The organism is Pseudomonas sp. BNK-45, from assembly GCF_047456255.1.
Classification (GTDB): domain Bacteria; phylum Pseudomonadota; class Gammaproteobacteria; order Pseudomonadales; family Pseudomonadaceae; genus Aquipseudomonas.
The window spans coordinates 5498579-5524324 of sequence record NZ_CP179909.1; the positions used below are offsets into that span (position 1 = coordinate 5498579).

Consider the following 25746-nt stretch of genomic DNA (forward strand, 5'->3'; position numbering starts at 1 on the left):
AAGAAACCGTCGAACTGGGCGCCAGCCTGTTGGACGCTTTCGCCGGCAAGCCGGCTCCTACACCGCTGCCTGAGGGCCGTCGCTGAATTGCAGGGACGCCAGGCGCGCATAGAGCGGACTGTTGGCGATCAGTTGCTGATGAGTACCCACCGCCACCAGCTTGCCCTGATCCATGACCGCAATACGGTCGGCATTCTTCACCGTAGCCAGGCGATGGGCGATCACCAGGGTGGTGCGGTCCTTCATCAGGCTGGGCAAAGCCTGCTGAATCAGATGCTCGCTCTGCGCGTCCAGGGCGCTGGTGGCTTCATCCAGCAACAGGATCGGTGCGTCCACCAACAATGCCCGGGCGATTGCCAGGCGTTGCCGCTGGCCGCCGGAGAGCCCCAAGCCGCCATCTCCCAGATGGGTCCGGTAGCCATCGGGCATCTGCTCGATGAACTCGTGGGCATAGGCGATCTTCGCCGCGTCCTGAACCTCGGCCAGGGTCGCGTCAGGCTTGCCGTAGCGGATGTTCTCTTCGATGCTGCCGTAGAACAGCGCCGGGCTCTGCGACACCAGGGCAAAGCAGCGGCGCAGATCCTGCGGGTCGAGCTGGGTCAGGGGGACGCCGTCCAGCAGGATCCGCCCCCGCTGTGGATCGTAGAAACGCAGCAACAGGTCATAGAGAGTGGATTTGCCCGCGCCCGAAGGCCCCACCAGCGCCAGGGTTTCCCCGGCCCGCACCGTCAGAGTCAAACCGTCGACGGCATAGCGATCCGGTCGCGACGGGTAGGCGAACCCCAGGTCCTCCAGTTGCAGCTCACCACGCACCCGCGCCGGCAGGCTCACCAGCCCGCTGTCGGGCGGTTGGATGCGGCTGTCCGCCCGCAGCAATTCGGCAATGCGTTCCGCCGCCCCCGCGGCCCGCTGCAACTCGCCAATCACCTCACTTAAGGTGCCGAAGGCACTGCCGACGATCAGGCTGTAGAAGACGAACGCTGCCAGCTCACCGCCGGAAATGCGCCCGGCAATGACATCCATGCCGCCGACCCAGAGCATCACACCCACCGCTCCCAGCACCAGGACGATCACCAGGGTAATCAGCCAGGCACGCTGGACGATGCGCTTGCGCGCCGTATCGAAGGCTTCCTCCACTGTCACGGCGAAACGCTGCTCGTCCTGGGCCTGGTGGTTATAGGCCTGGACCGTCTTGATCTGGCCGAGGGTTTCCGAGACGTAGCTGCCAACATCGGCGATCCGGTCCTGGCTCAGGCGCGACAGGCTGCGGACCCGGCGACCGAAAATCAGAATCGGCGCCAGCACCAGCGGCAAGGCCACCACCACGATACTGGTGAGCTTGGGGTTGGTGACAAACAGCAAGACAATGCCCCCCAGCACCATCAGCGCGTTGCGCAGGAACAACGACAGCGAGGAGCCGATCACCGACTGCAGCAAGGTGGTGTCCGCCGTCAGCCGCGACTGGATCTCCGAACTGCGGTTGTTCTCGTAAAAGCCGGGGTGCAGGTAGATCAGGTGATTGAACACCTGGCGCCGGATGTCCGCCACACAGCGCTCGCCAATCCACGACACCAGGTAGAAACGCACAAAGGTGCCCACCGCCAGGGCCAGGACCAGCAGCAGGAACAAGCCAATGGACTGATTGAGCAAATGCGGCGACTGGGTCATGAAGCCCTGGTCCACCAACAGCCGGATGCCCTGCCCCATGGACAAGGTGATGCCGGCAGTGACAATCAACGCCAGCAAGGCGCCCAGCGCCTGCCAACGGTAAGGAGCAATGAAGCGGCTGGCCAGATGCAGCGCCCGGCGGTGACGAGAAGAGAGCATGCAGTTCATCCATTGACGCGCCGGCGACTGATCCGCTGCAGCGGCGGCAACGAGATGAATTCGCAGGAACTTTGCTAAATCACAATGAGTCAGGTTGATTATGACCGCTGACACTAGAGCCTAGAGATTATCGGTCTAATCTGTGGCTGGCACTCCCTGGACATTTCTGGTGGAGTGAAGTGGCCGGGCCAGTCCTGGTGGCGGTCTGTAACAGCTTGGTCACCCGGCCATTCTAAAGTAAGCACACAACCTGATGAGGAGACAGGCCATGTCCTTGCAACACAGCAGCAATGACAAGATTCAAGTGATCCGTACCCAGCCGAACCAGTCTCTAGGGTGTGCCATCATCGACGCTCAGGGTCGCGAAGTACCTATTACTGAAGACATGATCCAGAACGCCTGCCGCGAACTGGAAAAGCGACTGGTCAAGCCTGCTCGGCAAGATTGACACACAGCCTCACGTCCTCTTGACCCGGCCTTATGGCCGGGTTTTTTATGCCCGCGCCCTGGGCTGCGAACGGGTTCAGACTTGGCTGGCGCCCAGGGCCCTGACGATCCGGCTCAGCACCGGCGACTCCCCTTGAATCCGCACTTGCAGGCCATCAACTTCGCGGCGCTCCGGGTAATGCTTGCGCAAGCCATCGAAGGCACTGCGCTGCCGGGCGACATCGTCCACCAGGCTGCGGCGCAAATCCGCATCATCACGGCGCGGGTCGTACACCGCCCGACAGATCATCGCCAAGGCCCAGGCCGGGTCGGCATTGGCATTGAGGCTCACCTGCGGCACCCAGGGCGCCGGCAGCAAGCTGGCCAGGCTGACCTGTTCGGCCTGACCGAGGAAGCGGCAATAAGCCTGATAGATCTGTGCCGTGCCACGCTGCTTGCCGTCCAGGCTGTAACCGGCGATATGGGGCGTGGCCAGCACGCACAGGTCCGCCAGTTCGCGGTCCACGGTCGGCTCCTCTTCCCAGACATCCAGCACCGCCTGCAAATCCTCACGCTCAAGCAGGACTTCACGCAGCGCCCGGTTATCCACCACCGGACCGCGGGCGGCATTGATCAGCCAGGTGCCCTGCTTGAGCCGGTCCAGGCGCTGCCGGTCCAGCAGGTGCCAGGTGGCATGCTCGCCGTGGCGGGTCAGCGGGGTATGCAGGCTGATGACGTCACAACGCTCGATCAACTGCTCCAGGCTGACATAGTCGCCGCCTTCTGCCGCCTGGCGTTGCGGATCACAGACCAGCACCTGCCAACCCAGGCCGCGCAGGACCTTGATCAGGCGTCCGCCAACTTCACCAGCCCCCACCACGCCATAACAGCGTTGCGCCAGGTCCACCCCTTCGATCTCGGCCAGGGTCAACAGGCTGCCCAGCACATAGTCCACCACGCCCCGGGCATTGCAGCCCGGGGCACTGGACCAACTGATCCCGGCTTGCTGGAAGTAGTCCAGGTCCAGGTGATCGGTGCCAATGGTGCAGGTGCCGACAAAACGTACCGGACTGCCATCCAGCAGTTGACGATCGACCTGGGTCACCGAGCGCACCAGCAGCACATCGGCCTGCTCCACGGCCGCCCGATCGATGGCGCGCCCGGGGAAGCGCCGAATCTCGCCAAAGCCGGCAAAGAACTCGTCAATCAGGGGAATATTTTCGTCGGCAACAATCAACATGGCAGGCTCCTCGTGCGGAGCCGCAGTGTAGGCGCAGATGCCAGGGCGAGCCAGCACCGCTTGAAGTCCAGCGCCCGTTTGCAGCGCAGGCGCCCTTACAAATCCACAACACTGGATTTTTTCCTGACCACCATGTCAACGAGTAGACTGTCGCGTCCTGCGCAACACACCTATGGACGCTCCGCCCCGTGAATTCCGTGACCGACACCCCTTCCAACACCGCCATCAGCCGCCCTGCCCGGGTCGGCCGTGAACTGCGGGACCTGCTGCAACTGGCCCTGCCCATCATGATTGCCCAGGTGGCCACCACCGCCATGGGCTTTGTCGACGCGGTGATGGCCGGCCGGGTCAGCTCGCGGGACCTGGCGGCCGTGGCCCTGGGCAACTCGATCTGGATTCCGGTGTTCCTGCTGATGACCGGCACCCTGCTGGCCACCACGCCCAAGGTGGCCCAGCGCTTTGGCGCCGGCAAGCTGCACGAGATCGGCCCGGTGGTACGCCAGGCCCTGTGGCTGGCCGTGGTGGCCGGGATCTCGGCGACCCTGATGCTGGTCAGCGCCGAACCGATCCTGCACCTGATGAACGTCGATCCCGAACTGATCAAGCCCTGCATGGGCTATCTGCACGGCATCGCCAGCGGCCTGCCGGCGGTGGCGCTGTACTACGTGCTGCGCTGCCTGAGCGACGGCCTGGGACGCACGGTGCCGAGCATGGTCATCGGCCTGTGTGGCCTGGCCCTGAACATCCCCATCAACTACATCTTCATCTATGGCCACTTCGGCGTGCCGGCCATGGGTGGCGTGGGCTGTGGCTGGGCCACGGCCATCGTCATGTGGGCCATGATGCTGGGCATGGCCGGCTGGATTGGCTGGGCGCAGGCCTATCGCAAGATCCAGCTGTTCAGCCAGTTCGATTGGCCGCAAGGGGCAGTGATCGGTCGCCTGCTCAGCGTCGGCCTGCCCATTGGTATCGCAGTATTCGCCGAGTCAAGCATCTTCGCGGTGATCGCCCTGTTGATCGGCAGCCTGGGAGCCACGGTGGTGGCCGGACACCAGATCGCCCTCAACGTCAGCGCCCTGATGTTCATGATCCCCTACTCCCTGGCAATGGCCGTGACCGTGCGGGTCGGCCAGTCCCTGGGACGCCAGCAGCCGCGTGACGCACGCTTCAGCGCCGGGGTCGGCATGGGGGCGGCCCTGGCTTATGCCTGCCTGTCGGCGAGCCTGATGTTTCTGCTGCGCGACCCCATCGCCTCGATCTACACCAACGACCCGCTGGTGATCCAGGTCGCCTCGATGCTCATCGTCTACTCGGCGCTGTTCCAGTTCTCCGACGGCATCCAGGTCACCGCCGCCGGCGCACTGCGGGGCTATCAGGACACCCGGGTGACCATGATCCTGACCCTGTTCGCTTATTGGGGGATTGGCTTGCCGGTCGGCTACGCCCTGGGCCTGACCGACTGGTTCGGCCCGGCGCGTGGACCGAGCGGCTTGTGGGAAGGCTTGATTGCCGGCTTGACCTGCGCCGCGCTGATGCTGCTGATCCGCCTGACCCGCAGCGCGCGCAAGCAGATCCGCATCAGCCGTTCGGCCGGTTAGTCGAGCTTCTTGCGAATCCAGTAGAGATAGGTCCCGGCCTCTTCCTGCTGCGCCACCAGTTCGTGGTCGAGAAACACACAGAACTTGGGAATGTCACGGCGGGTGGAGGGGTCGGTGGCGATCACTTTCAACAGCCCGCCTGCCGGCAGGTCACGGATGTGCTGGTGCAGCATCATCACCGGCTCGGGGCAATTGAGGCCGGTGGCGTCAAGGGTGCCGTCGACCGGCGTATCGATGATTTGACTCATGGTTCACTCCTGAAACAGGCGGGCATTGTCGCGCAATGGCGCCATAGGGTCATCTGTTGCCGTCGTTCCACGGCCCCGGTCCTGCCGTAGGAGCTGGCTTGCCAGCGAAGGCATACTCACGCCTTGCACAGCTGTGGGGCCTTTTTCGCCGGCCAGCCGGCTCCTACCTGGAAGCGGGCGGTGTTGCGGGTACTACGCCGACTTGGGCTTTTTCACATCCAGGCGCCGCAGGTGGCAGGTCACTTCCTCGCGGTCGTGATACAGCTGCTTGCAGCCAATCGCCACGCGAATCCCCCGGGCCTTGAAGCCTTCTTCGATCCGCTCCAGCAGACGCTTCACTTCGGCGTAACGCTGCTTCATCGGCAGCTTCAGGTTGACCACTGCTTCGCGGCAATGGCCCTCCCCGATCCAGGTTTCCAGCAGCGCCGCGTTGCGCGCCGGCTTCTCGACGATGTCGCAGACCATCCAGTCCACCGGCTGCCGTGGCTTGAAGGTAAAGCCGTCCGCCATCAAGTGCTGCACTAGGCCGGTATCCATCAGGCTTTCGGCCATCGGACCATTGTCGACGGCAGTCACCAGCATGCCGCGATTGACCAGTTGCCAGGTCCAGCCTCCCGGCGCCGCCCCCAGGTCAACCCCGGTCATGTCGCTGTGCAGGCGCTCGTCCCATTGATCACGGGGGATGAAGTGATGCCAGGCCTCTTCCAGCTTCAGGGTCGAGCGGCTCGGCGCTTCCCGGGGGAATTTCAGCCGCGGTATGCCCATCGGCCACATGGCCGAGTTACCGGCATCCGCCAGGCCGACAAAGACCTCGCGACCGCTCTTGAAGGTCAGCAACAAGCGTGGCTTGGCGGCATCCTCCACCAGCTTGCCGGCGGCGCTCAAGGCCTTGCGCAGCGGCCCTTCGAACTTCTTGCAGAAGTTCGACAGCTCCTTGCCGTCATTGGTATCCACCACTTCCAGCCACAGGCTGCCGCACTGGGGAAAAGCGGCCAGATAGGCCAGGATCACGCTGATGCGGTCGGTTTCCGGCAACTCGATGAAGCCGCCACGGGCCCACTGCCGGGGAAAGATCAGTTCCGAGAAACGCAACCCCTGCATCAGGCGCTGGGCGCCGTCGTCCTCGGTGCAGATGAACTCGGCGCAGGCGCTGCTGGGTTTGGCCTTGGCGTAGCCGGCGACATTCAAGCGAGCGGCGTGATCGGCGATCTCGGAGCAGACCTCGCCCTCGAAACCGGGCCGGCAGTGGATAAACAGGGTGTTCATTGAATCTCCTGGGCAAATGGCGACGAATCGATGCGCAAACCTGCCCTGTAGCAAAGCCTGTCACGAAAACCGGCGCATCATAACCGAGTTCGGAACCTTGGACTTGCGCCAGCAGTCCAGTGATTAGCCATAAGCCCCAAACAGAGCTAGGTTAACTCTCTGTCCGTATCACAGGCCCGTAGCCGCGCGGGCCACAAGGAGTCATTCAATGCCATCCCTCGATAGCCTGAAAACCCTTAAGACCCTGAAGGTCGATGACAAGACCTATCACTATTTCAGCCTGCCGGACGCCGCCAAAAGCCTGGGCGATATCGATGCCCTGCCCATGTCGCTGAAAGTCCTGCTGGAAAACCTGCTGCGCTGGGAAGACGACAAGACCGTCACCGGCGCCGACCTCAAGGCCCTCGCCGCCTGGCTCAAGGAGCGCCGCTCCGACCGCGAGATCCAATACCGCCCGGCCCGGGTGCTGATGCAGGACTTCACCGGCGTGCCGGCGGTGGTCGACTTGGCCGCCATGCGTGCCGCCATGGCCAAGGCCGGCGGCGACCCGCAGCGGATCAATCCGCTGTCGCCGGTGGACCTGGTGATCGACCACTCGGTGATGGTGGACAAGTTCGCCAGCAGCAGCGCCTTCGAACAGAACGTCGACATCGAGATGCAGCGCAACGGCGAACGCTACGCCTTCCTGCGCTGGGGCCAGAGCGCCTTCGACAACTTCAGCGTGGTGCCGCCGGGCACCGGCATCTGCCATCAGGTCAACCTGGAATACCTGGGGCGCACGGTCTGGACCAAGGACGAGGATGGCCGCACCTACGCCTTCCCCGACACCCTGGTGGGCACCGACTCGCACACCACCATGATCAATGGCCTCGGGGTGCTGGGCTGGGGCGTGGGCGGCATCGAGGCAGAAGCGGCGATGCTCGGCCAGCCGGTGTCGATGCTGATTCCGGAAGTCATCGGCTTCAAGCTCACCGGCAAGCTCAAGGAAGGCATCACCGCCACCGACCTGGTGCTGACGGTGACCCAGATGCTGCGCAAGAAGGGCGTGGTGGGCAAATTCGTCGAGTTCTATGGCGATGGCCTGGCCGACCTGCCCCTGGCGGACCGCGCCACCATCGCCAACATGGCACCGGAATACGGCGCCACCTGCGGTTTCTTCCCGGTGGACGACATCACCCTGGATTACCTGCGCCTGTCCGGGCGCCCTGCCGAGCTGGTGAAGCTGGTGGAGGCCTACAGCAAGGCCCAGGGCCTGTGGCGCCTGCCGGGCAAGGAGCCGGTATTCACCGACAGCCTGGCCCTGGACATGGGCAGCGTCGAAGCCAGCCTCGCCGGACCGAAACGGCCGCAGGACCGGGTGGCACTGCCCAACGTGGCCCAGGCTTTCAGCGACTTCCTCGACCTGCAGTTCAAACCCACCAGCAAGGAAGAAGGTCGCCTGGAAAGCGAGGGCGGCGGCGGTGTCGCCGTGGGCAACGCCGATCTGGTGGGCGAAGCCGATTACCTGGATGCAGGCCAGACCTATCGCCTGAAAAACGGCGCGGTGGTGATCGCCGCCATCACCTCCTGCACCAACACCTCCAACCCCAGCGTGATGATGGCCGCCGGACTGGTGGCAAAGAAAGCCGTGGAAAAGGGCCTGCAACGCAAGCCCTGGGTCAAGAGCTCCCTGGCTCCTGGCTCCAAGGTGGTGACCGACTACTACAAGGCCGCGGGCCTGACGCAATACCTGGACCAGTTGGGCTTCGACCTGGTGGGTTATGGCTGCACCACCTGCATCGGCAACTCCGGACCGCTGCAGGAGCCGATCGAAAAAGCCATTCAGCAGGCCGATCTCACCGTGGCTTCGGTGCTGTCGGGCAACCGCAACTTCGAGGGCCGGGTCCATCCTCTGGTCAAAACCAACTGGCTGGCCTCGCCGCCGCTGGTGGTGGCCTATGCCCTGGCCGGTACGGTGCGCATCGACCTCAGCAGCGAGCCCCTGGGGCACGGCAAGGACGGCCAGCCGGTGTACCTGCGGGACATCTGGCCCAGCAGCCGGGAAATCGCCGACGCCGTGGCCCAGGTCAACACCCGGATGTTCCACAAGGAATACGCCGAAGTGTTTGCCGGTGATGCGCAGTGGCAAGCCATCGAAGTGCCGCAAGCGGCCACCTATGTCTGGCAGGACGACTCGACCTATATCCAGCACCCGCCATTCTTCGATGACATCGCCGGCCCGCTGCCGCAGATCACCGATGTCAGCGGCGCCCGGGTCCTGGCCCTGCTGGGGGACTCGGTGACCACCGACCACATCTCCCCCGCCGGCAATATCAAGGCCGACAGCCCGGCCGGCCGCTACCTGCGGGACAAGGGCGTGGAACCGCGGGACTTCAACTCCTACGGCTCACGGCGTGGCAACCACGAAGTGATGATGCGCGGTACCTTCGCCAACATCCGCATCCGCAACGAAATGCTCGGCGGCGAGGAAGGTGGCAACACCTTGTACATTCCCACCGGCGAGAAACTGGCGATCTATGACGCAGCCATGCGCTACCAGGCCGACGGCACGCCGCTGGTAGTGATCGCCGGCCAGGAGTACGGCACCGGCTCCAGCCGCGACTGGGCGGCCAAGGGCACCAACCTGCTGGGGGTCAAGGCGGTGATCGCCGAAAGTTTCGAACGGATTCACCGCTCCAACCTGGTGGGCATGGGGGTCTTGCCCTTGCAGTTCAAGCTGGATCAGAACCGCAAGAGCCTGAAGCTCACCGGCAAGGAAACCCTGGACATCCTCGGTCTGAGCGATGTGGAACTGACACCGCGGATGAACCTGCCCCTGGTCATCACCCGCGAAGATGGCAGCCAGGAGAAAATCGAGGTGCTGTGCCGCATCGATACCTTGAATGAAGTGGAGTACTTCAAGTCCGGAGGGATCCTGCACTACGTGTTGCGGCAATTGATTGCATCCTGATCCGCCACGAAAACAGACACCGCCTCCGGGCGGTGTTTTTCGTCGGGCTGTCGAACAAAACGCAGCTGGTTATACTTGCCGCCCGCCGGAACTGACCCACCGGTCGCAAAAACGACTACAGATCCGGCGCTGTACGACGTCTCTGCAATACCCATTCTTCGCAACAAGGATTCCACATGACCGCTCTGCCATGGATGTATCTGGCACTCCTTTCTATTGGCTACGCACTGGCCCTGAGCTATGGCCAATTGGGACTGCTGGCTGCCCTTTCGATCCTCCTTCTGCTCTGTGCCGGCCTTGCCGTGCGCCAGCAACGCAGCCGGGTCGGCCAGTATCTGGGCCACGGCCTGTTCGTGGTGCTCGCCCTGGCCCTGGCCATGCACTGGCTGCCCGGCTTCTACAACGGCCGGGCCATCGACCCGCAACGTTTTACCGATGATGCCGTGCCGTTTTCCATGTACCTGAACCAGGACAAGCCGCTGATCGGTTTCTGGCTGCTGCTGGTGTGCCCGTGGATCGTTGGCCGACGCTCGTTGCGCCTGTCGCTGTATGCCACCGCCGTGGCCCTGACCCTGTGCGCCGTGGCTGCGCTGGGTGGCGCACTGCTGCTGGGGATCATCAGCTGGGCCCCGAAATGGCCGGATCAGGCCTGGCTGTGGGTGCTCAACAACCTGCTGCTGGTGACCCTGGTGGAGGAAGCGCTGTTCCGTGGCTATATCCAGGGCGGCCTGAGCCGACGCTTCAAGGCGCTGCCCTACGGCGAGAACCTGGCGCTGCTGTGCGCAGCCCTGCTGTTCGGCCTGGTCCATCTGGGCGCGGGGTGGCAATGGACCCTACTGGCGGGCATCGCCGGGGTCGGCTACGGTCTGGCCTATCGTTTTGGCGGCCTGAGTGCGGCGATTGCCACTCACTTCGGTCTCAATCTGCTGCATTTCGGCTTGTTCACCTATCCGATGCTGGCCGGATAAGCCGCCGGTTATTTAGCCAAACCAGTACTTCAGAAGTATTGACTGCCAAGGAAGAAGGTCAATGATTAGCCCCTCGCCAACGCCTGCTGAAACCCACAGGCGTTTTTTGCAAGCGACACATTCTGCCAATAAGACCCAGAGCCGATTATTGAAAAATAATTTCAATAATCGGTTGAAGCGGCCGACAACCCATCAAAGCCTTGCGGATTGAAAAACCATGCGTAATAACCAGCCTGTCACTCAGCGCGAACGTACCTTCCCGGCTCAACAACGGTTGATTTCCACCACCGACGCCAAAGGCGTGATCACCTACTGCAACGACGCCTTTGTCGAGATCAGTGGGTTCTCCCGTGAAGAACTGGTTCGCGCACCGCACAACCTGGTACGTCACCCCGATGTGCCGGCGGCGGTGTTTGCGCACATGTGGGGCACCTTGAAACAAGGCTTGCCATGGATGGGCATCGTCAAGAACCGCTGCAAGACCGGCGACCACTACTGGGTCAACGCCTATGTAACGCCGGTGTTCGAAGGCAACCAGGTGGTGGGCTACGAGTCGGTACGGGTCAAACCCACCGCCGAGCAGGTACGCCGCGCCGAAGCCCTCTACCAACGCATCAATACCGGCAAGTCGGCCATTCCCAAGCGTGACAAGTGGTTGCCGGTGCTGCAGGACTGGCTGCCGTTCATTCTGGTCAGCCAACTGAGCTTCATGATCGGCGCCTGGCTCAACTCCCATTGGGGCTTTGCCCTGGCTGCGGCGCTCTCGGTGCCGCTGGGCCTGCTGGGCCTGAGCTGGCAGCAACGCGGCCTCAAGCGCCTGTTGCGCCTGGCCGAGCAGACCACTTCCGACCCGCTGATTGCCCAGATGTACACCGACAGCCGCGGCGCCCAGGCACGCCTGGAAATGTCGATCCTGAGCCAGGAAGCGCGCCTGAAGACCTGCCTGACCCGCCTGCAGGACACCGCCGAGCACCTCAACGAGCAGGCTCGCCAGTCCGATACCCTGGCCCACAACAGCTCCAGCGGCCTGGAACGTCAGCGGGTCGAGACCGAGCAAGTGGCCACCGCAGTCAACCAGATGGCCGCCACCACCCAGGAAGTGGCCAGCCACGTGCAACGCACCGCCGACGCCACCCAGGAAGCCAATCGCCTCACCGGTCGTGGCCGGGACATCGCCGGGGAAACCCGTGAAGCCATCCAGCGCCTGTCGGTGGTGGTGGGCGAAACCGGCCTGACCGTGACCCAGCTGGCCAAGGACAGCGACGAGATCGGCGGCGTGGTGGACGTGATCAAGGGCATCGCCGACCAGACCAACCTGCTGGCATTGAACGCGGCCATCGAAGCGGCACGCGCCGGAGAAATGGGTCGCGGCTTTGCCGTGGTCGCCGATGAAGTGCGTCAGTTGGCCCAGCGCACCAGCGAGTCCACCGGGCAGATCCACACCCTGATCGCCAAGCTGCAGCAAACCGCCGCCACTGCCGTGCAGACCATGGACGCCGGTCATCGCCAGGCCGAAGAAGGCGTGGCCCGAGTCCTGGAAGCCGACCAGGCGCTGGTGGGCATCAGCGAAGCGGTCGCCAATATCACCGACATGACCACCCAGATCGCTGCCGCCACCGAAGAGCAAAGCTCGGTGGCCGAAGAGATCAGCCGCAATATCAGCACCATCGCGCAACTGGCGGACCAGACTTCGGAGCAGGCCCAGCACTCGGCCGCACTCAGCGAAGCCCTGACCCTCACCGCACACACCCAGTACTCGCTGGTGGAGCGTTTCAACCGTTAAGCCCGCCCGGGTTGGCGAGAAAAACCGCAAGCTCCGGCTTGCGGTTTTTTTATGCCCGCAAACCCGCCCAACGACCGTGGGAGCGAGCTTGCTCGCGATAAGTCTTCAGAGGTTCGAGGGCCGGGTTCGCGAGCAAGCTCGCTCCTACAGGATCAGGCCAGTGTTTGCAGGAACGCCGCGACCTTTGCCGCCGCAGACTCCAGATGCTGCTCATGGGTGAAGCCTGAGGCCTTCAGGGGCTTGAGATCGTGATCAGCGGCCGCCAGCCAGTACAGCTCGATACTGGGCGCCAGCGAGTAGGCTTCGACCGCCTGGCGATTGCCCAGGGCGTCACGCTCGCCCTGCACGATCAGGCTCGGCGTCGCCAGTTCGACCAGGTGCGCCACCCGCGGCTTCTCCGGCTTGCCCGCCGCATAGAAGGGATAACCCAGGCACACCAGGGCGTCGGCCGCCAGTTCATCGGCCAGCAGGCTGGCCATGCGCCCGCCCATGGACTTGCCGCCCAGCGCCAGGACCCCAGTGACATAAGGTCGCACCAGAGCATGCACCTCACGCCAGCATTCCAGGAGTTTGCTCGCCGGGTTGGGCGGCCGCTTGCCGCCGTCCAGGCGCCGCTGGGCCATGTAGGGAAACTCGAAGCGCAAGACGTTCACCCCATGCCCGGCAAGGCGTGCAGCGATGTCGTTCATGAACCCGCTGTCCATCGGCGCGCCGGCACCGTGGGCCAGGATCAGCGTCGGTGCTTGCAACGGGTCGGCAACAGCGGCGACCTCCCATAACCAGCCGCGCTCCTGCACGCACTGCGCCCATTGATCCCCGTCAATACTGGCCTTGTGCTCATTGCTCATGCTTGCCTCGCTTTTAGTCTGCCTATAACTCCAGACGAAGTGAGCGCGCCTTGCCGTGCGCAGTCGCTTTCACTTCAGCTGAACCGTGGATGGGGAACCATGAACACTTCTATCAGTACCGCCTACAACTACAAGGTGGTCCGCCAATTCGCCATTATGACGGTGGTGTGGGGCATCGTCGGCATGGGGCTCGGGGTTTTTCTCGCTGCCCAGTTGGTCTGGCCTGAACTCAACTTCGACCTACCGTGGACCAGCTTCGGCCGTCTACGTCCGTTGCACACCAACGCCGTGATCTTCGCCTTTGGTGGCTGCGCGCTATTTGCCAGCTCGTTCTACTCGGTGCAACGCACCTGCCAGACTCAGCTGTTCGCGCCGAAAATCGCCGCGTTCTGCTTCTGGGGCTGGCAACTGGTCATCCTCCTGGCGGCCATCAGCCTGCCATTGGGCTACACCAGCTCCAAGGAATACGCCGAACTGGAATGGCCGATCGATATCCTGATCACCATTGTCTGGGTGGCCTACGCCATCGTGTTCTTCGGCACCCTGATGCAGCGCAAGACCAAGCACATCTATGTGGGTAACTGGTTCTTCGGCGCCTTCATCATCACCGTGGCCATCCTGCACATCGTCAACAACCTGGAACTGCCGGTCAGCTTCACCAAGTCCTACTCGGTGTATGCCGGTGCGACCGATGCGATGGTGCAATGGTGGTACGGCCACAACGCCGTGGGCTTCTTCCTGACCGCGGGCTTCCTGGGGATGATGTACTACTTCGTACCCAAGCAGGCCGAGCGTCCGGTGTACTCCTACCGCTTGTCCATCGTGCACTTCTGGGCATTGATCACCCTGTACATCTGGGCCGGTCCGCACCACCTGCACTACACCGCGCTGCCGGACTGGGCTCAGTCGCTGGGCATGGTGATGTCGCTGGTACTGCTGGCGCCAAGCTGGGGCGGCATGATCAACGGCATGATGACCCTCTCGGGCGCCTGGCATAAGCTGCGCAGCGACCCGATCCTGCGCTTCCTGGTGGTGTCCCTGGCGTTCTACGGCATGTCGACCTTCGAAGGTCCGATGATGGCGATCAAGACCGTCAACGCCCTCTCGCACTACACCGACTGGACCATCGGCCACGTACACGCCGGCGCTCTGGGCTGGGTAGCGATGATCTCCATCGGCGCCCTGTACCACCTGATCCCGAAAGTCTTCGGCCGCGAGCAGATGTACAGCGTCGGCCTGATCAACACCCACTTCTGGCTCGCCACCATCGGCACCGTGCTCTACATCGCCTCGATGTGGGTCAACGGTATCGCCCAGGGCCTGATGTGGCGTGCGGTCAACGAAGACGGCACCCTCACCTACTCCTTCGTCGAAACCCTGGTGGCCAGCCACCCAGGCTTCATCGTGCGACTGGTCGGTGGTGCGATCTTCCTCAGCGGCATGTTCCTGATGGCTTACAACACCTGGCGCACCGTGCGTGCCGCAGTGCCAGCCGAAGTCAACGCCGCTGCGCAGATGGCCTGAGGAGTCCGCAATGAAACACGAAACGATTGAAAAAAACGTCGGCCTGCTGATGCTGCTGATGGTCTTCGCGGTGAGCATCGGCGGTCTGACCCAGATCGTCCCGCTGTTCTTCCAGGACGTCACCAACAAGCCGGTGGAAGGCATGAAGCCCTACACCGCGCTGCAACTGGAAGGCCGCGACATCTACATCCGCGAAGGCTGCGTACAGTGCCACTCGCAGATGATCCGTCCGTTCCGCGCCGAAACCGAACGTTATGGCCACTACTCGGTGGCCGGTGAGAGCGTCTGGGACCATCCGTTCCTGTGGGGCTCCAAGCGTACCGGTCCGGACCTGGCCCGGGTGGGCGGCCGCTACTCCGATGACTGGCACCGCGCGCACCTGTACAACCCGCGCAACGTCGTGCCCGAGTCGAAGATGCCGGCTTATCCGTGGCTGGTGAACGCTCCGGTGGATAGCAGCCATACCGAAACCAAGCTCAAGGTCATGCGCACCCTGGGTGTGCCGTACACCGACGAAGACATCGCCGGCGCTACCGCCACGCTCAAGGGCAAGACCGAGATGGACGCCCTGGTGTCCTACCTGCAAGTGCTTGGCACTGCGATCAAGAGCAAGAGGTGAGCCATGGGTTTTGAACTCGATAGCGGCATGATCCGCGGGCTCGGGACCCTGGTGGTGATGATCGCCTTCGTCGGCCTGTCGATCTGGGTGTTCAACTCAAAACGCAATCCCGAGTTTGCCCAGGCACGCCTGCTGCCCTTCGCCGACGACCCGATGCCGGGTACGGCACCGGCCGGCAACACAACTGATGACGCTCAACCTCAAGAGCCTGCAACAAGGAGCATTCGGCCATGACCACCTTCTGGAGTACGTGGATCTGCGTACTGACCATCGGCAGCCTGATCGGCCTGACCTGGCTGCTGGTCGGCACCCGCAAGGGTGAAACCAAGGGCAGCGTGGACCAGACCATGGGCCACGCCTTCGATGGCATCGAGGAGTACGACAACCCCCTGCCGCAATGGTGGTTCCTGCTGTTCGCCGGGACCCTGGTGTTTTCCGTGGGCTACCTGATCCTCTACCCGGGCCTGGGTAACTGGAAAGGCATCCTGCCGGGCTATGAAGACGGCTGGACCCAGACCAAGGAATGGGAAAAGGAAATGGCCAAGGCCGACGTGAAATTTGGGCCGATCTTCGCCAAATTCGCGGCCATGCCCGTGGAAGAAGTAGCCAAGGACCCGCAAGCACTGAAGATGGGCGGACGCCTGTTCGCGTCCAACTGCTCGGTGTGCCACGGCTCTGACGCCAAGGGTGCCTTCGGCTTCCCCAACCTGGCGGACGACAACTGGCGCTGGGGCGGCAGTGCCGACACCATCAAGGCCACCATCATGGGCGGCCGCATGGCGGCCATGCCGGCCTGGGGTGACGTGCTCAAGGAAGCAGGCGTGAAGAACGTAGCGGCTTATGTCCGTCACGAACTGGCCGGCCTGCCCCTGCCTGCCGACAGCGATGCCGACCTGGTAGCCGGACAGCAAGCGTTCAGCACCACCTGCGTAGCCTGCCACGGCGCCAACGGCAAGGGCACCCAGATCATGGGCGCGCCCGACCTGACCCAGCCGGCCGGCTTCATCTACGGCACCAGCCTCGCGCAACTGCAACAGACCATCCGTCATGGTCGCCAGGGCCACATGCCAGCGCAGAGCGAATTGCTCGGCAATGACAAGGTGCAACTGCTGGCCGCCTACGTGTACAGCCTGTCCCACAACAGCAGCAACAAGCCACAAGCTGAAAGCGACAAGTAAGGGATCAACGGCAAGCTGCGAGATTTCACTTGCAGCTTGCCGCTTGAAACTTTCCCCCCGCCTCTTTGCGACCAAGTGTCGCACCCTCTCTCCCCCCTTCGTTTGCACTCATCCGATTCAGGTCTAAGCTTGCCCCGATGGGGACTGGCAAGGGCTGGTCACAGGCCAACGGTATCCGTGACGTTCGAAGCTTCTGCTCGATGACAGGCCGCAAAGGCTGGTTTATACCGGCTGTCGACTCGCTTACCGCCTGTCAGCTGATCCATCAGCTTCCACACACCCGGTTACAACCAACCTGACACCCCCCGAATCCTGTCCACTGCGACAGTCTGTCCGAGGGCATTTTTTTGTCCCTACTCGGCATAGGGAAAGGCCGCAGAATCAGGCATGGAACGCATTGACCCAGGTCATGGCGCGTTGCAATGACCCCCTGCTTTCTCCATACTTGCGGCCGATTTTTATCCCTAATAAAACACCCAAACCGTGGAACCTTAGAATGAGCACAGCAATCAGTCCGACTGCTTATAACTATAAGGTAGTCCGCCAGTTCGCCATCATGACGGTGGTCTGGGGGATCCTTGGCATGGGGCTCGGTGTCTTCATCGCGTCGCAACTGGTCTGGCCGGAGTTGAACTTCGGTCTGCCATGGACGACCTTTGGACGCCTGCGCCCGCTGCACACCAACCTGGTGATCTTCGCCTTCGGTGGATGTGCATTGTTTGCCACCTCTTACTATGTCGTGCAGCGAACCTGCCAGACGCGACTGATTTCCGACAGCCTCGCGGCCTTCACCTTCTGGGGCTGGCAAGCGGTGATCGTCGGTGCGATCGTGACCCTGCCCCTGGGTTACACCACCACCAAGGAATACGCCGAACTGGAATGGCCCCTGGCTATCCTGCTGGCGATCGTCTGGGTCACCTACGGCCTGGTGTTCTTTGGCACCATCACCAAGCGCAAGACCAAGCACATCTATGTCGGTAACTGGTTCTACGGTGCCTTCATCGTGGTGACCGCGATGCTGCACATCGTCAACCACGCTTCCCTGCCGGTCAGCTTCTTCAAGTCCTACTCGGCCTACGCCGGTGCGACTGACGCGATGATCCAGTGGTGGTACGGCCACAACGCCGTGGGCTTCTTCCTGACCACCGGTTTCCTGGGGATGATGTACTACTTCGTACCCAAGCAGGCCGAGCGTCCGATCTACTCGTATCGCCTGTCCATCGTGCACTTCTGGGCGCTGATCACCCTGTACATCTGGGCCGGTCCGCACCACCTGCACTACACCGCGCTGCCGGACTGGGCCCAGTCCCTGGGCATGGCCATGTCGATCATCCTGCTGGCTCCGAGCTGGGGCGGCATGATCAACGGCATGATGACCCTGTCGGGCGCCTGGCATAAGCTGCGCACCGACCCGATCCTGCGCTTCCTGGTGGTGTCCCTGGCGTTCTACGGCATGTCGACCTTCGAAGGTCCGATGATGGCGATCAAGACCGTCAACTCGCTGTCCCACTACACCGACTGGACCATCGGCCACGTACACGCCGGCGCTCTGGGCTGGGTAGCGATGATCTCCATCGGCGCCCTGTACCACCTGATCCCGAAAGTCTTCGGTCGTCAGCAGATGCACAGCATCGGCCTGATCAACACCCACTTCTGGCTGGCTACCATCGGTACCGTGCTGTACATCGCCTCGATGTGGGTCAACGGCATTACCCAGGGCCTGATGTGGCGCGCCATCAACGACGACGGCACCCTCACCTACTCCTTCGTCGAAGCGCTGCAAGCCAGCCACCCGGGCTTCATCGTCCGCGCTCTGGGCGGTGCGTTCTTCGCCACCGGCATGCTGATCATGGCGTACAACGTGTTCCGCACCGTTCGCGCCTCGAACCCGGCTGAAGCTGAAGCCGCCGCTCAGATCGCTGTAGTTGGAGCTCACTGATGAAGCACGAAGTAGTCGAGAAGAACATTGGCCTGCTGGCCTTCTTCATGGTCATCGCCGTCAGCATCGGCGGCCTGACCCAGATCGTCCCGCTGTTCTTCCAGGACGTCACCAACAAGCCGGTGGAAGGCATGAAGCCGCGCACCGCACTGGAACTGGAAGGCCGCGACGTGTACATCGCCAACGGCTGTGTCGGCTGCCACTCGCAGATGATCCGTCCGTTCCGCGCCGAAACCGAACGTTATGGTCACTACTCGGTGGCCGGTGAAAGCGTCTGGGACCACCCGTTCCTGTGGGGCTCCAAGCGTACCGGTCCGGACCTGGCCCGAGTGGGCGGTCGTTACTCCGATGACTGGCAGCGTGCGCACTTGTACAACCCGCGCAACGTCGTCCCCGAGTCGAAGATGCCGGCTTATCCGTTCCTCGTAGAAAACAAGCTCGACGGCAAAGACACCGCGAAGAAAATGGAAGTCTTGCGCACGCTCGGCGTCCCTTACACCGACGAAGACATCGCCGGCGCCAAGGATGCTGTGAAGGGCAAAACCGAAATGGACGCGCTGGTGGCCTATCTGCAAGGCCTGGGCACCATCATCAAAAGCAAACGGTGATCTAGATGGATATCGGGATGATTCGTGGCCTGGGCACCCTTGTTGTGATGGTGGCCTTCATCGGTTTGGCGCTCTGGGTGTTCAGCCCCAAGCGCAAGTCCGAGTTTGAAGACGCAACCTTGCTGCCGTTCGCGGATGATCCCGACGCCATCAAGCACGTCGAGCAAGCTTCTAGGAGTAACAAAGAATGACTACGTTCTGGAGTCTGTACGTCACAGTCCTCAGTCTGGGTACCATCTTCGCCCTGACCTGGCTGCTGCTGTCGACCCGCAAGGGCCAGCGCGCCGAGCAGACCGACGAGACGGTCGGCCACTCCTTCGACGGGATCGAGGAGTACGACAACCCGCTGCCGAAATGGTGGTTCATGCTGTTCGTCGGCACCATCGTCTTCGCCCTGGGTTACCTGGTGCTGTACCCGGGCCTGGGCAACTGGAAAGGCGTCCTGCCGGGCTACAACTACCTCGATAACGAGAAGCAGACCCCGTTCGCCAACGGCCAGTCCGGCTGGACCGGCGTGCACGAGTGGGAAAAGGAAATGGCCAAGTCGGACGCCAAGTTCGGTCCGATCTTCGCCAAGTACGCTGCCATGCCTATCGAGGAAGTCGCCAAGGACCCGCAAGCCCTGAAAATGGGCGGTCGCCTGTTCGCTTCCAACTGCTCGGTCTGCCACGGCTCCGACGCCAAGGGTGCCTACGGCTTCCCCAACCTGACCGACGCCGACTGGCGCTGGGGCGGCGAGCCGGAAACCATCAAGGCCACCATCATGGGCGGTCGCCACGCGGTGATGCCGGCCTGGCTGGACGTGATCAAGGAGCAAGGCGTCAGCGACGTTGCCGCCTATGTCCTGACCAACCTTGATGGCCGCAAGCTGCCGGAAGGCATCAAGGCCGACCCGGTCAATGGGCAGAAGCTGTTCGCCGCCAACTGTGCGGTCTGCCACGGTCCGGAAGGCAAAGGCACCTCAGCGATGGGCGCGCCTAACCTGACCCACCCGGCAGCCTTCATCTACGGTTCGAGCTTTGCGCAACTGCAGCAGACCATTCGTTACGGCCGCCAGGGCGTGATGCCTGCGCAGGAACAACTGCAAGGCAACGACAAGGTTCACCTGCTGGCCGCTTATGTCTACAGCCTGTCCCACGGTGACAAGCAGGCCGACGCCGAGTAAGACCGACGCCTGAAAGCAAGACCCGACGGCCCCGCCAATGAGAATTGGCGGGGCCGTTTTGTTTACGCCTTACATCGGTTTGCCCCGGCAGAAGATTGCTCCTGGCAGCAACTAGGTAGTAACGCTCCTACATTGAGTGCTTCAAGCAGGTGCCCGGCATGACCATCACCACCCTTTCCGGCCGCGAGTTCAATCAGGACACAAGCGGTGCCAAAAAAGCCGCGCTTACAGGCCCGGTCATCATCACTGACCGTGGCAGACCGACCCATGTACTGCTAGGCATTGAGGCGTACCAGAAACTCAGCGGCCTGAACCTGAGCATCGTCGAGATGCTGGCGATGCCGGAAGCCAAAGACATCGAGTTCACCACGGAGCGCGCAGTGATCACTCCACGCGAAACAGATCTGTCCTGATGTTCCTGCTCGACACCCACGTCATCTCCGAGCTGCGCAAACCCAAGGCCAATCATGGGGTCAAGGCCTGGGCCCATGGCATCGCGACCACCAGCCTGTTCCTCTCGGCGATCACGGTGCCAGGGCTGGAAACGGACATTCTGCAGGTGGAGCGGCGCGACCCGGATCAGGGCACCCTACTGCGCAACTGGCTGGAGCGCCGGGTTCTTCCCACCTTCGCCGGCCGCATCCTGGCCATCGACCGTGCCGTGGCCTTGCGCTGCGCCCAACTGCATGTCCCAGACCGCAGCAATGAATGCGCTGCACTGATTGCCGCAACCGCCCTGGTCCATGGCGTGACAGTGGTTACCCGCAACGTGAAGGACTTCAAGACCTGTGGCGTACGCCTGCTCAACCCATGGAAGAATTGAACGGCGCGACGTGCAAAAGGGTCCATAATCCACAAGTCAATTGATTCAAGTCATTACACCATCAGTTGATTTCCCCCAACGCGACCAAAGGTCGCACCCTTGCGCTAGAGCTACAGGCGTATCATTGCGCCACTGCAACACCTCTTTTGACCGCGGTCGGCACGTACTGACCGAGGCATTTTTCCACTGCCGTGGGATGCAATGATGAGCAACCAGATTCCCGTACAAGACGTTACCCCGCCTGCCAAAAACGCGACCAACAGCGTCGATCTCTACGCCTCCAGGGAAAAAATCTACACCCGCGCCTTCACTGGCCTATTCCGCAACCTGCGCATGCTCGGCGGCGCCGGATTGTTCCTGCTGTACTTCGGTACCGTCTGGCTCAACTGGGGCGGCCACCAGGCCGTCTGGTGGAACCTGCCAGAGCGCAAGTTCTTCATTTTCGGTGCCACGTTCTGGCCCCAGGACTTCATTCTGCTCTCGGGCCTGCTGATCATTGCCGCCTTCGGCCTGTTCTTCATCACCGTCTATGCGGGACGTATCTGGTGCGGCTACACCTGCCCGCAGAGCGTCTGGACCTGGATCTTCATGTGGTGCGAAAAGGTCACCGAAGGCGACCGCAACCAGCGGATCAAGCTGGACAAGGCACCCATGAGCGCCAACAAGTTCCTGCGCAAGCTGAGCAAGCACAGCCTCTGGCTGCTGATCGGTTTCGTCACCGGCATGACCTTCGTCGGCTATTTCTCGCCGATCCGCGAACTGGTCATCGACTTCTTCACCGGCCAGGCTGATGGCTGGTCGTATTTCTGGGTCGGTTTCTTCACCCTGGCCACCTACGGCAACGCCGGCTGGCTGCGCGAACAAGTGTGCATCTACATGTGCCCCTACGCGCGCTTCCAGAGCGTGATGTTCGACAAGGACACCCTGATCGTCTCCTACGACCCGCGCCGTGGCGAAAGCCGTGGTCCACGCAAGAAAGGCGCCGACTACAAGGCTCAGGGCCTGGGCGACTGCATCGACTGCACCATGTGCGTCCAGGTCTGCCCGACCGGCATCGACATCCGCGACGGCCTGCAGATCGAATGCATCGGCTGCGCCGCCTGCATTGACGCCTGCGACAGCATCATGGACAAGATGGACTACCCCCGCGGGCTCATCAGCTACACCACCGAGCACAACCTCTCCGGGCAGAAAACCCATAAACTGCGCCCACGCCTGATTGGCTACGCCCTGGTGCTGCTGGCCATGATCAGCCTGCTGATCAGCGCATTCTTCATGCGCTCGCTGGTGGGTTTCGACGTCAGCAAGGACCGCGTGCTGTACCGCGAAAACGCCGAAGGGCGGATCGAGAACGTCTACAGCCTGAAGATCATGAACAAGGACCAGCGCGATCACACTTATGTGCTTGACGCAGCCGGCCTGCCGGATCTGAAACTGCAGGGCAAACGCGAAATCCACGTGGCGGCCGGCGATATCGTCAGCATGCCGGTGGAGCTGTCGATTGCTCCGGATCACCTGCCCTCGACCACCAACGAGGTGAAGTTCATCCTTGAGGATGCCGACGACAGCAGCGTCCACGTTGAAGCCAAGAGCCGATTCATCGGCCCACAAATCCGTTAAGAGCCAAGAGAAGTGATCATGCCCGCAGCTACCGCCACCAGCCCCTGGTACAAACACCTCTGGCCCTGGATCATCATTGGCATTCTCGCCTGTTCGGTGACCCTGACCCTGTCCATGGTGACCATTGCCGTGAACAACCCGGACAACCTGGTCAACGACAACTACTACGAGGCCGGCAAGGGCATCAACCGCTCCCTGGATCGCGAGCTGCTGGCCCAGACCCTGAAGATGCGCGCCAGCGTGCATCTGGACGAGCTGACGGGCGAAGTGGAGCTGCGCCTGAGCGGCGACAGCCAGCCCAAGACCCTGGAGCTGAACCTGATTTCGCCGACCCAGCCGGAGAAAGACCGCAAGATCACCCTGGCCCGCAGCGAAAGCGAACACGGTCGCTACATCGGCCAGTTGAACGACCAGGTCGAAGGCCGACGCTTCGTCGAGTTGCTGGGCGTCGAAGGCGACAAGACCTGGCGTATGTTCGAAGAGGAACAGGTCAGCCACGACAAGGACCTGCTGCTGGGTGACGAGCCGCTGCAAGGCGCGGAAGACCTGAACTGATTCACCCCCGTCATCCATCGCCGGTCCGCCGCCTCCGACCCTTTTTCCAGGACTGGAGTCGAGCGGCCGGCGATGAGTTTTTCCCCGACCACAAAGATCGCCGATGACCACGCCACTGCCCTGCTACCACTGCGCCCTGCCGGTTCCCGCCGGCAGCCGGTTCACCGCCGTCGTGCTCGGCGAATCCCGGGAGTTCTGCTGTCCGGGCTGCCAGGCAGTGGCCGAGGCCATAGTCGCCGGCGGTCTGGAGCACTACTACAGCCATCGCAGCGAAGCCTCGGCCAACCCCGAAGCCCTGCCCGTGCAGTTGATTGACGAGCTGGCACTGTACGACCGTGCCGATGTGCAACAGCCTTTCGTCCGTCACCAGGGCGAACTGGCCGAAACCACCCTGCTCATGGAAGGCATCAGTTGCGCCGCTTGCGGCTGGCTGATCGAAAAACACCTGCGCAGCCTGCCGGCCGTGGCCGAGGCCCGTCTCAACCTGTCCAACCACCGCCTGCACGTGCGCTGGGCCGACAGCCAACTCCCGTTGAGCCAGGTGCTCAGCGAACTGCGTCACATCGGCTACGCGGCCCACCCCTACCAGCCGGACCGCGCTTCCGAACAACTGGCCAGCGAGAACCGCCTGGCCCTGCGCCAGCTGGGGGTCGCCGGGCTGCTGTGGTTCCAGGCAATGATGGCAACCATGGCCACCTGGCCGGAATTCAATATCGACCTGAGTCCGGAACTGCACACCATCCTGCGCTGGGTCGCGCTGTTCCTCACCACCCCGATCGTCTTCTACAGCTGCGCGCCCTTCTTCAAAGGCGCCATGCGCGACTTGCGCACCCGTCACCTGACCATGGATGTCTCGGTATCCCTGGCCATAGGCGGGGCCTACCTGGCGGGAATCTGGACCGCCATCAGCGGTGTCGGCGAACTGTACTTCGACGCTGTCGGCATGTTCGCCCTGTTCCTCCTCGCCGGCCGCTACCTGGAACGTCGGGCCCGGGAACGCACCGCAGCGGCCACCGCGCAGCTGGTCAACCTGTTGCCTGCCTCCTGCCTGCGCCTGGGCCAGGACGGCCAGAGTGAACGCATCCTGCTCACCGAACTGCGCCTGGGCGACCGGGTGCTGGTGCACCCCGGTGCGGTGCTGCCGGCCGACGGCAAGATCCTCGATGGCCAGTCGAGCATCGACGAATCCCTGCTCACCGGCGAGTACCTGCCACAGCCACGCAGCCTGGGAGATAGCGTCACTGCCGGCACCCTGAACGTCGAAGGCGCACTGACGGTGGAGGTTCAGGCCCTGGGCCAGGACACCCGGCTGTCCGCCATCGTCCGCCTGCTGGACCGGGCCCAGGCGGAAAAACCCCGGCTGGCCGAAGTGGCCGACCGTGCAGCCCAGTGGTTCCTGTTGTTTTCGCTGATCGCGGCTGCGGCCATCGGCCTGCTGTGGTGGCAACTGGACGCCTCGCGAGCCTTCTGGATCGTCCTGGCCATGCTGGTCGCCACCTGCCCTTGCGCGCTGTCCCTGGCCACCCCGACCGCCCTGACCGCCGCCACTGGCACCTTGCACAAGCTTGGCCTGCTGCTGACTCGCGGCCACGTGCTGGAAGGCTTGAACCAGATCGACACAGTGATTTTCGACAAGACCGGCACCCTGACCGAAGGACGCCTGGCATTGCGTGCCATCCGCCCCCTGGGGCGCTTGTCCAGCGATGACTGCCTGAGTCTCGCTGCCGCCCTGGAGAACCGCTCCGAACATCCGATCGCCCGAGCCTTCGGCCGCGCCCCGGTGGCCGCGCAAGACGTCACCAGCAGCCCGGGCCTGGGCCTGGAAGGCCTGGTGGGCGAACGGCGCCTGCGCATCGGCCAGCCGACGTTCGTCTGCGAACTCAGCGGCTGCCCGGTGCCGAGCATGCCCGACGAAGCCGGGCAGTGGCTGTTGCTGGGGGACAGCCAGGGCGCCCTCGCCTGGCTGGTGCTCGATGACCGGCTGCGCAGCGACGCCCCCGCGCTCCTGGCCGCCTGCAAGGCTCGCGGCTGGCATACCCTGCTGCTGTCCGGAGACAGCTCGCCGATGGTCGCCAGCGTCGCGGCCGAGCTGCAGATCGATGAGGCCCGGGGCGGTCTGCGTCCGGACGACAAACTGCAGGTATTGCAACAACTGCATCAACAGGGCCGCAAAGTGTTGATGCTCGGCGATGGCGTCAACGACGTCCCGGTGCTGGCCGCCGCCGATATCAGCGTCGCCATGGGGTCGGCCACCGACCTGGCCAAGACCAGCGCCGATGCGGTGCTCCTGTCCAATCGCCTGGACGCGCTGGTGCAGGCCTTCAGCCTGGCGCGCCGGACCCGCCGGGTGATTATCGAGAACCTGCTCTGGGCCGGACTGTACAATGGCCTGATGCTCCCGTTCGCCGCCCTCGGCTGGATCACCCCGGTGTGGGCCGCGGTCGGCATGTCCATCAGTTCCCTGACCGTGGTGCTCAATGCCCTGCGCCTGACCCGCATGCCGCGGTCGGCCGCCAGCGCCAGCACCCCCGAACCCCGCCCGTTGCCGGCCTGAGCCGCCG

General features: G+C 63.0%; 23 protein-coding genes. 18 read left to right on the forward strand and 5 right to left on the reverse strand.

Annotated elements, in window-relative coordinates:
* Nucleotides 1-57: 57 nt before the first annotated feature.
* Nucleotides 58-1836: an ABC transporter transmembrane domain-containing protein gene (locus tag ACMGG8_RS24795; RefSeq protein WP_414158620.1), complete on the reverse strand. Its 1779-nt coding sequence runs from the start codon at nucleotides 1834-1836 to the stop codon at nucleotides 58-60.
* Nucleotides 1837-2095: 259 nt separating this feature from the next.
* Between ACMGG8_RS24795 and ACMGG8_RS24800 the strand changes: the two genes are divergently transcribed.
* Nucleotides 2096-2275, forward strand: a complete 180-nt coding sequence (locus ACMGG8_RS24800) for a PA1571 family protein (RefSeq protein ID WP_011060254.1) — start codon at nucleotides 2096-2098, stop codon at nucleotides 2273-2275.
* A gap of 75 nt (nucleotides 2276-2350) precedes the next feature.
* Here ACMGG8_RS24800 and pdxB read toward each other — a convergent pair whose 3' ends face one another.
* Nucleotides 2351-3493: a 4-phosphoerythronate dehydrogenase PdxB gene (gene pdxB / locus ACMGG8_RS24805; protein ID WP_414158621.1), complete on the reverse strand. Its 1143-nt coding sequence runs from the start codon at nucleotides 3491-3493 to the stop codon at nucleotides 2351-2353.
* A gap of 188 nt (nucleotides 3494-3681) precedes the next feature.
* On the opposite strand from pdxB, the gene ACMGG8_RS24810 reads away from it, so the two are divergent.
* Nucleotides 3682-5091, forward strand: a complete 1410-nt coding sequence (locus ACMGG8_RS24810) for an MATE family efflux transporter (RefSeq protein WP_060838344.1) — start codon at nucleotides 3682-3684, stop codon at nucleotides 5089-5091.
* Here ACMGG8_RS24810 and tusA read toward each other — a convergent pair.
* Both tusA and rlmM read right to left on the reverse strand, forming a co-directional pair.
* Complete coding sequence (gene tusA / locus ACMGG8_RS24815) at nucleotides 5088-5339, reverse strand: sulfurtransferase TusA (protein ID WP_047302965.1); 252 nt, start codon at nucleotides 5337-5339, stop codon at nucleotides 5088-5090. The two genes, ACMGG8_RS24810 and tusA, sit on opposite strands and share 4 nt — an antisense overlap.
* Before the next feature lie 192 nt (nucleotides 5340-5531).
* Nucleotides 5532-6605, reverse strand: a complete 1074-nt coding sequence (gene rlmM / locus ACMGG8_RS24820; protein WP_060838343.1) for a 23S rRNA (cytidine(2498)-2'-O)-methyltransferase RlmM — start codon at nucleotides 6603-6605, stop codon at nucleotides 5532-5534.
* 208 nt (nucleotides 6606-6813) lie between these two features.
* Here rlmM and acnA point away from each other — a divergent pair, with 208 nt between their 5' ends.
* The 3 genes from acnA to ACMGG8_RS24835 all read left to right on the forward strand — a co-directional run bounded on the left by acnA (nucleotide 6814) and on the right by ACMGG8_RS24835 (nucleotide 12306).
* The gene (acnA, locus tag ACMGG8_RS24825; RefSeq protein ID WP_060838342.1) at nucleotides 6814-9555 is read left to right on the forward strand and encodes an aconitate hydratase AcnA; all 2742 of its coding nucleotides are present in this window, start codon (nucleotides 6814-6816) and stop codon (nucleotides 9553-9555) included.
* 176 nt (nucleotides 9556-9731) lie between these two features.
* The gene (locus tag ACMGG8_RS24830) at nucleotides 9732-10523 is read left to right on the forward strand and encodes a CPBP family intramembrane glutamic endopeptidase (protein ID WP_060838341.1); all 792 of its coding nucleotides are present in this window, start codon (nucleotides 9732-9734) and stop codon (nucleotides 10521-10523) included.
* A 217-nt stretch (nucleotides 10524-10740) separates the two neighbouring features.
* Complete coding sequence (locus ACMGG8_RS24835; RefSeq protein WP_060838340.1) at nucleotides 10741-12306, forward strand: methyl-accepting chemotaxis protein; 1566 nt, start codon at nucleotides 10741-10743, stop codon at nucleotides 12304-12306.
* Nucleotides 12307-12458: 152 nt separating this feature from the next.
* On the opposite strand, the gene ACMGG8_RS24840 is transcribed toward ACMGG8_RS24835, so the two are convergent.
* On the reverse strand, nucleotides 12459-13154 hold the full coding sequence (locus ACMGG8_RS24840; protein WP_414158622.1) for an alpha/beta family hydrolase: 696 nt from the start codon (nucleotides 13152-13154) through the stop codon (nucleotides 12459-12461).
* Between the two features lie 99 nt (nucleotides 13155-13253).
* On the opposite strand from ACMGG8_RS24840, the gene ccoN (ACMGG8_RS24845) reads away from it, so the two are divergent.
* The 13 genes from ccoN (ACMGG8_RS24845) (at nucleotide 13254) to ACMGG8_RS24905 (ending at nucleotide 25739) form a co-directional block, all read left to right on the forward strand.
* Entirely contained in the window at nucleotides 13254-14678 is a 1425-nt protein-coding gene (gene ccoN, locus ACMGG8_RS24845) for a cytochrome-c oxidase, cbb3-type subunit I (RefSeq protein WP_047302957.1), read from the forward strand.
* Between the two features lie 10 nt (nucleotides 14679-14688).
* The gene (ccoO, locus tag ACMGG8_RS24850; RefSeq protein ID WP_016967270.1) at nucleotides 14689-15297 is read left to right on the forward strand and encodes a cytochrome-c oxidase, cbb3-type subunit II; all 609 of its coding nucleotides are present in this window, start codon (nucleotides 14689-14691) and stop codon (nucleotides 15295-15297) included.
* A 3-nt stretch (nucleotides 15298-15300) separates the two neighbouring features.
* Complete coding sequence (locus ACMGG8_RS24855) at nucleotides 15301-15531, forward strand: cbb3-type cytochrome oxidase subunit 3 (RefSeq protein ID WP_047336150.1); 231 nt, start codon at nucleotides 15301-15303, stop codon at nucleotides 15529-15531.
* On the forward strand, nucleotides 15528-16475 hold the full coding sequence (gene ccoP, locus ACMGG8_RS24860; protein ID WP_060842970.1) for a cytochrome-c oxidase, cbb3-type subunit III: 948 nt from the start codon (nucleotides 15528-15530) through the stop codon (nucleotides 16473-16475). Before ACMGG8_RS24855 ends, ccoP (ACMGG8_RS24860) begins: the two co-directional genes overlap by 4 nt.
* A gap of 496 nt (nucleotides 16476-16971) precedes the next feature.
* Nucleotides 16972-18414, forward strand: coding sequence for a cytochrome-c oxidase, cbb3-type subunit I (gene ccoN / locus ACMGG8_RS24865; protein WP_011060241.1), 1443 nt, complete (start codon nucleotides 16972-16974; stop codon nucleotides 18412-18414).
* A complete protein-coding gene (gene ccoO, locus ACMGG8_RS24870; RefSeq protein ID WP_011060240.1) occupies nucleotides 18414-19022 on the forward strand; it encodes a cytochrome-c oxidase, cbb3-type subunit II in 609 nt (202 codons plus the stop codon). The genes ccoN (ACMGG8_RS24865) and ccoO (ACMGG8_RS24870) overlap by 1 nt, the downstream gene beginning before the upstream one ends.
* 5 nt (nucleotides 19023-19027) lie before the next feature.
* Nucleotides 19028-19213 (forward strand): CcoQ/FixQ family Cbb3-type cytochrome c oxidase assembly chaperone, encoded by a 186-nt coding sequence (locus ACMGG8_RS24875; RefSeq protein WP_011060239.1) that lies wholly within the window; start codon nucleotides 19028-19030, stop codon nucleotides 19211-19213.
* A complete protein-coding gene (ccoP, locus tag ACMGG8_RS24880; protein ID WP_414158623.1) occupies nucleotides 19210-20187 on the forward strand; it encodes a cytochrome-c oxidase, cbb3-type subunit III in 978 nt (325 codons plus the stop codon). The genes ACMGG8_RS24875 and ccoP (ACMGG8_RS24880) overlap by 4 nt, the downstream gene beginning before the upstream one ends.
* A 158-nt stretch (nucleotides 20188-20345) precedes the next feature.
* A complete protein-coding gene (locus ACMGG8_RS24885) occupies nucleotides 20346-20600 on the forward strand; it encodes a type II toxin-antitoxin system Phd/YefM family antitoxin (protein WP_414158624.1) in 255 nt (84 codons plus the stop codon).
* The gene (locus ACMGG8_RS24890) at nucleotides 20600-21010 is read left to right on the forward strand and encodes a type II toxin-antitoxin system VapC family toxin (protein ID WP_414158625.1); all 411 of its coding nucleotides are present in this window, start codon (nucleotides 20600-20602) and stop codon (nucleotides 21008-21010) included. The genes ACMGG8_RS24885 and ACMGG8_RS24890 overlap by 1 nt, the downstream gene beginning before the upstream one ends.
* Before the next feature lie 204 nt (nucleotides 21011-21214).
* Nucleotides 21215-22630, forward strand: coding sequence for a cytochrome c oxidase accessory protein CcoG (ccoG, locus tag ACMGG8_RS24895; RefSeq protein ID WP_060838335.1), 1416 nt, complete (start codon nucleotides 21215-21217; stop codon nucleotides 22628-22630).
* Between the two features lie 18 nt (nucleotides 22631-22648).
* Nucleotides 22649-23185, forward strand: coding sequence for a FixH family protein (locus ACMGG8_RS24900; protein WP_060838334.1), 537 nt, complete (start codon nucleotides 22649-22651; stop codon nucleotides 23183-23185).
* 103 nt (nucleotides 23186-23288) lie between these two features.
* Complete coding sequence (locus ACMGG8_RS24905) at nucleotides 23289-25739, forward strand: heavy metal translocating P-type ATPase (RefSeq protein ID WP_414158626.1); 2451 nt, start codon at nucleotides 23289-23291, stop codon at nucleotides 25737-25739.
* Nucleotides 25740-25746: the final 7 nt, after the last annotated feature.

What these genes read in the sequence shown, in the direction of transcription:
- ACMGG8_RS24885 (WP_414158624.1), top strand. Translation starts at nt 20,346, where the DNA reads ATGACCATCACCACCCTTTCCGGCCGCGAGTTCAATCAGGACACAAGC.
- acnA (WP_060838342.1), top strand. Translation starts at nt 6,814, where the DNA reads ATGCCATCCCTCGATAGCCTGAAAACCCTTAAGACCCTGAAGGTCGAT.
- ACMGG8_RS24835 (WP_060838340.1), top strand. Translation starts at nt 10,741, where the DNA reads ATGCGTAATAACCAGCCTGTCACTCAGCGCGAACGTACCTTCCCGGCT.
- ccoP (WP_414158623.1), top strand. Translation starts at nt 19,210, where the DNA reads ATGACTACGTTCTGGAGTCTGTACGTCACAGTCCTCAGTCTGGGTACC.
- ACMGG8_RS24905 (WP_414158626.1), top strand. Translation starts at nt 23,289, where the DNA reads ATGACCACGCCACTGCCCTGCTACCACTGCGCCCTGCCGGTTCCCGCC.
- ACMGG8_RS24830 (WP_060838341.1), top strand. Translation starts at nt 9,732, where the DNA reads ATGACCGCTCTGCCATGGATGTATCTGGCACTCCTTTCTATTGGCTAC.
- ACMGG8_RS24840 (WP_414158622.1), bottom strand. Translation starts at nt 13,154, where the DNA reads ATGAGCAATGAGCACAAGGCCAGTATTGACGGGGATCAATGGGCGCAG.
- ccoN (WP_047302957.1), top strand. Translation starts at nt 13,254, where the DNA reads ATGAACACTTCTATCAGTACCGCCTACAACTACAAGGTGGTCCGCCAA.
- ACMGG8_RS24875 (WP_011060239.1), top strand. Translation starts at nt 19,028, where the DNA reads ATGGATATCGGGATGATTCGTGGCCTGGGCACCCTTGTTGTGATGGTG.
- ACMGG8_RS24855 (WP_047336150.1), top strand. Translation starts at nt 15,301, where the DNA reads ATGGGTTTTGAACTCGATAGCGGCATGATCCGCGGGCTCGGGACCCTG.
- ACMGG8_RS24800 (WP_011060254.1), top strand. Translation starts at nt 2,096, where the DNA reads ATGTCCTTGCAACACAGCAGCAATGACAAGATTCAAGTGATCCGTACC.
- pdxB (WP_414158621.1), bottom strand. Translation starts at nt 3,493, where the DNA reads ATGTTGATTGTTGCCGACGAAAATATTCCCCTGATTGACGAGTTCTTT.
- ccoN (WP_011060241.1), top strand. Translation starts at nt 16,972, where the DNA reads ATGAGCACAGCAATCAGTCCGACTGCTTATAACTATAAGGTAGTCCGC.
- ACMGG8_RS24900 (WP_060838334.1), top strand. Translation starts at nt 22,649, where the DNA reads ATGCCCGCAGCTACCGCCACCAGCCCCTGGTACAAACACCTCTGGCCC.
- ACMGG8_RS24795 (WP_414158620.1), bottom strand. Translation starts at nt 1,836, where the DNA reads ATGAACTGCATGCTCTCTTCTCGTCACCGCCGGGCGCTGCATCTGGCC.
- ACMGG8_RS24890 (WP_414158625.1), top strand. Translation starts at nt 20,600, where the DNA reads ATGTTCCTGCTCGACACCCACGTCATCTCCGAGCTGCGCAAACCCAAG.
- ccoO (WP_011060240.1), top strand. Translation starts at nt 18,414, where the DNA reads ATGAAGCACGAAGTAGTCGAGAAGAACATTGGCCTGCTGGCCTTCTTC.
- ccoP (WP_060842970.1), top strand. Translation starts at nt 15,528, where the DNA reads ATGACCACCTTCTGGAGTACGTGGATCTGCGTACTGACCATCGGCAGC.
- ccoG (WP_060838335.1), top strand. Translation starts at nt 21,215, where the DNA reads ATGAGCAACCAGATTCCCGTACAAGACGTTACCCCGCCTGCCAAAAAC.
- tusA (WP_047302965.1), bottom strand. Translation starts at nt 5,339, where the DNA reads ATGAGTCAAATCATCGATACGCCGGTCGACGGCACCCTTGACGCCACC.
- rlmM (WP_060838343.1), bottom strand. Translation starts at nt 6,605, where the DNA reads ATGAACACCCTGTTTATCCACTGCCGGCCCGGTTTCGAGGGCGAGGTC.
- ccoO (WP_016967270.1), top strand. Translation starts at nt 14,689, where the DNA reads ATGAAACACGAAACGATTGAAAAAAACGTCGGCCTGCTGATGCTGCTG.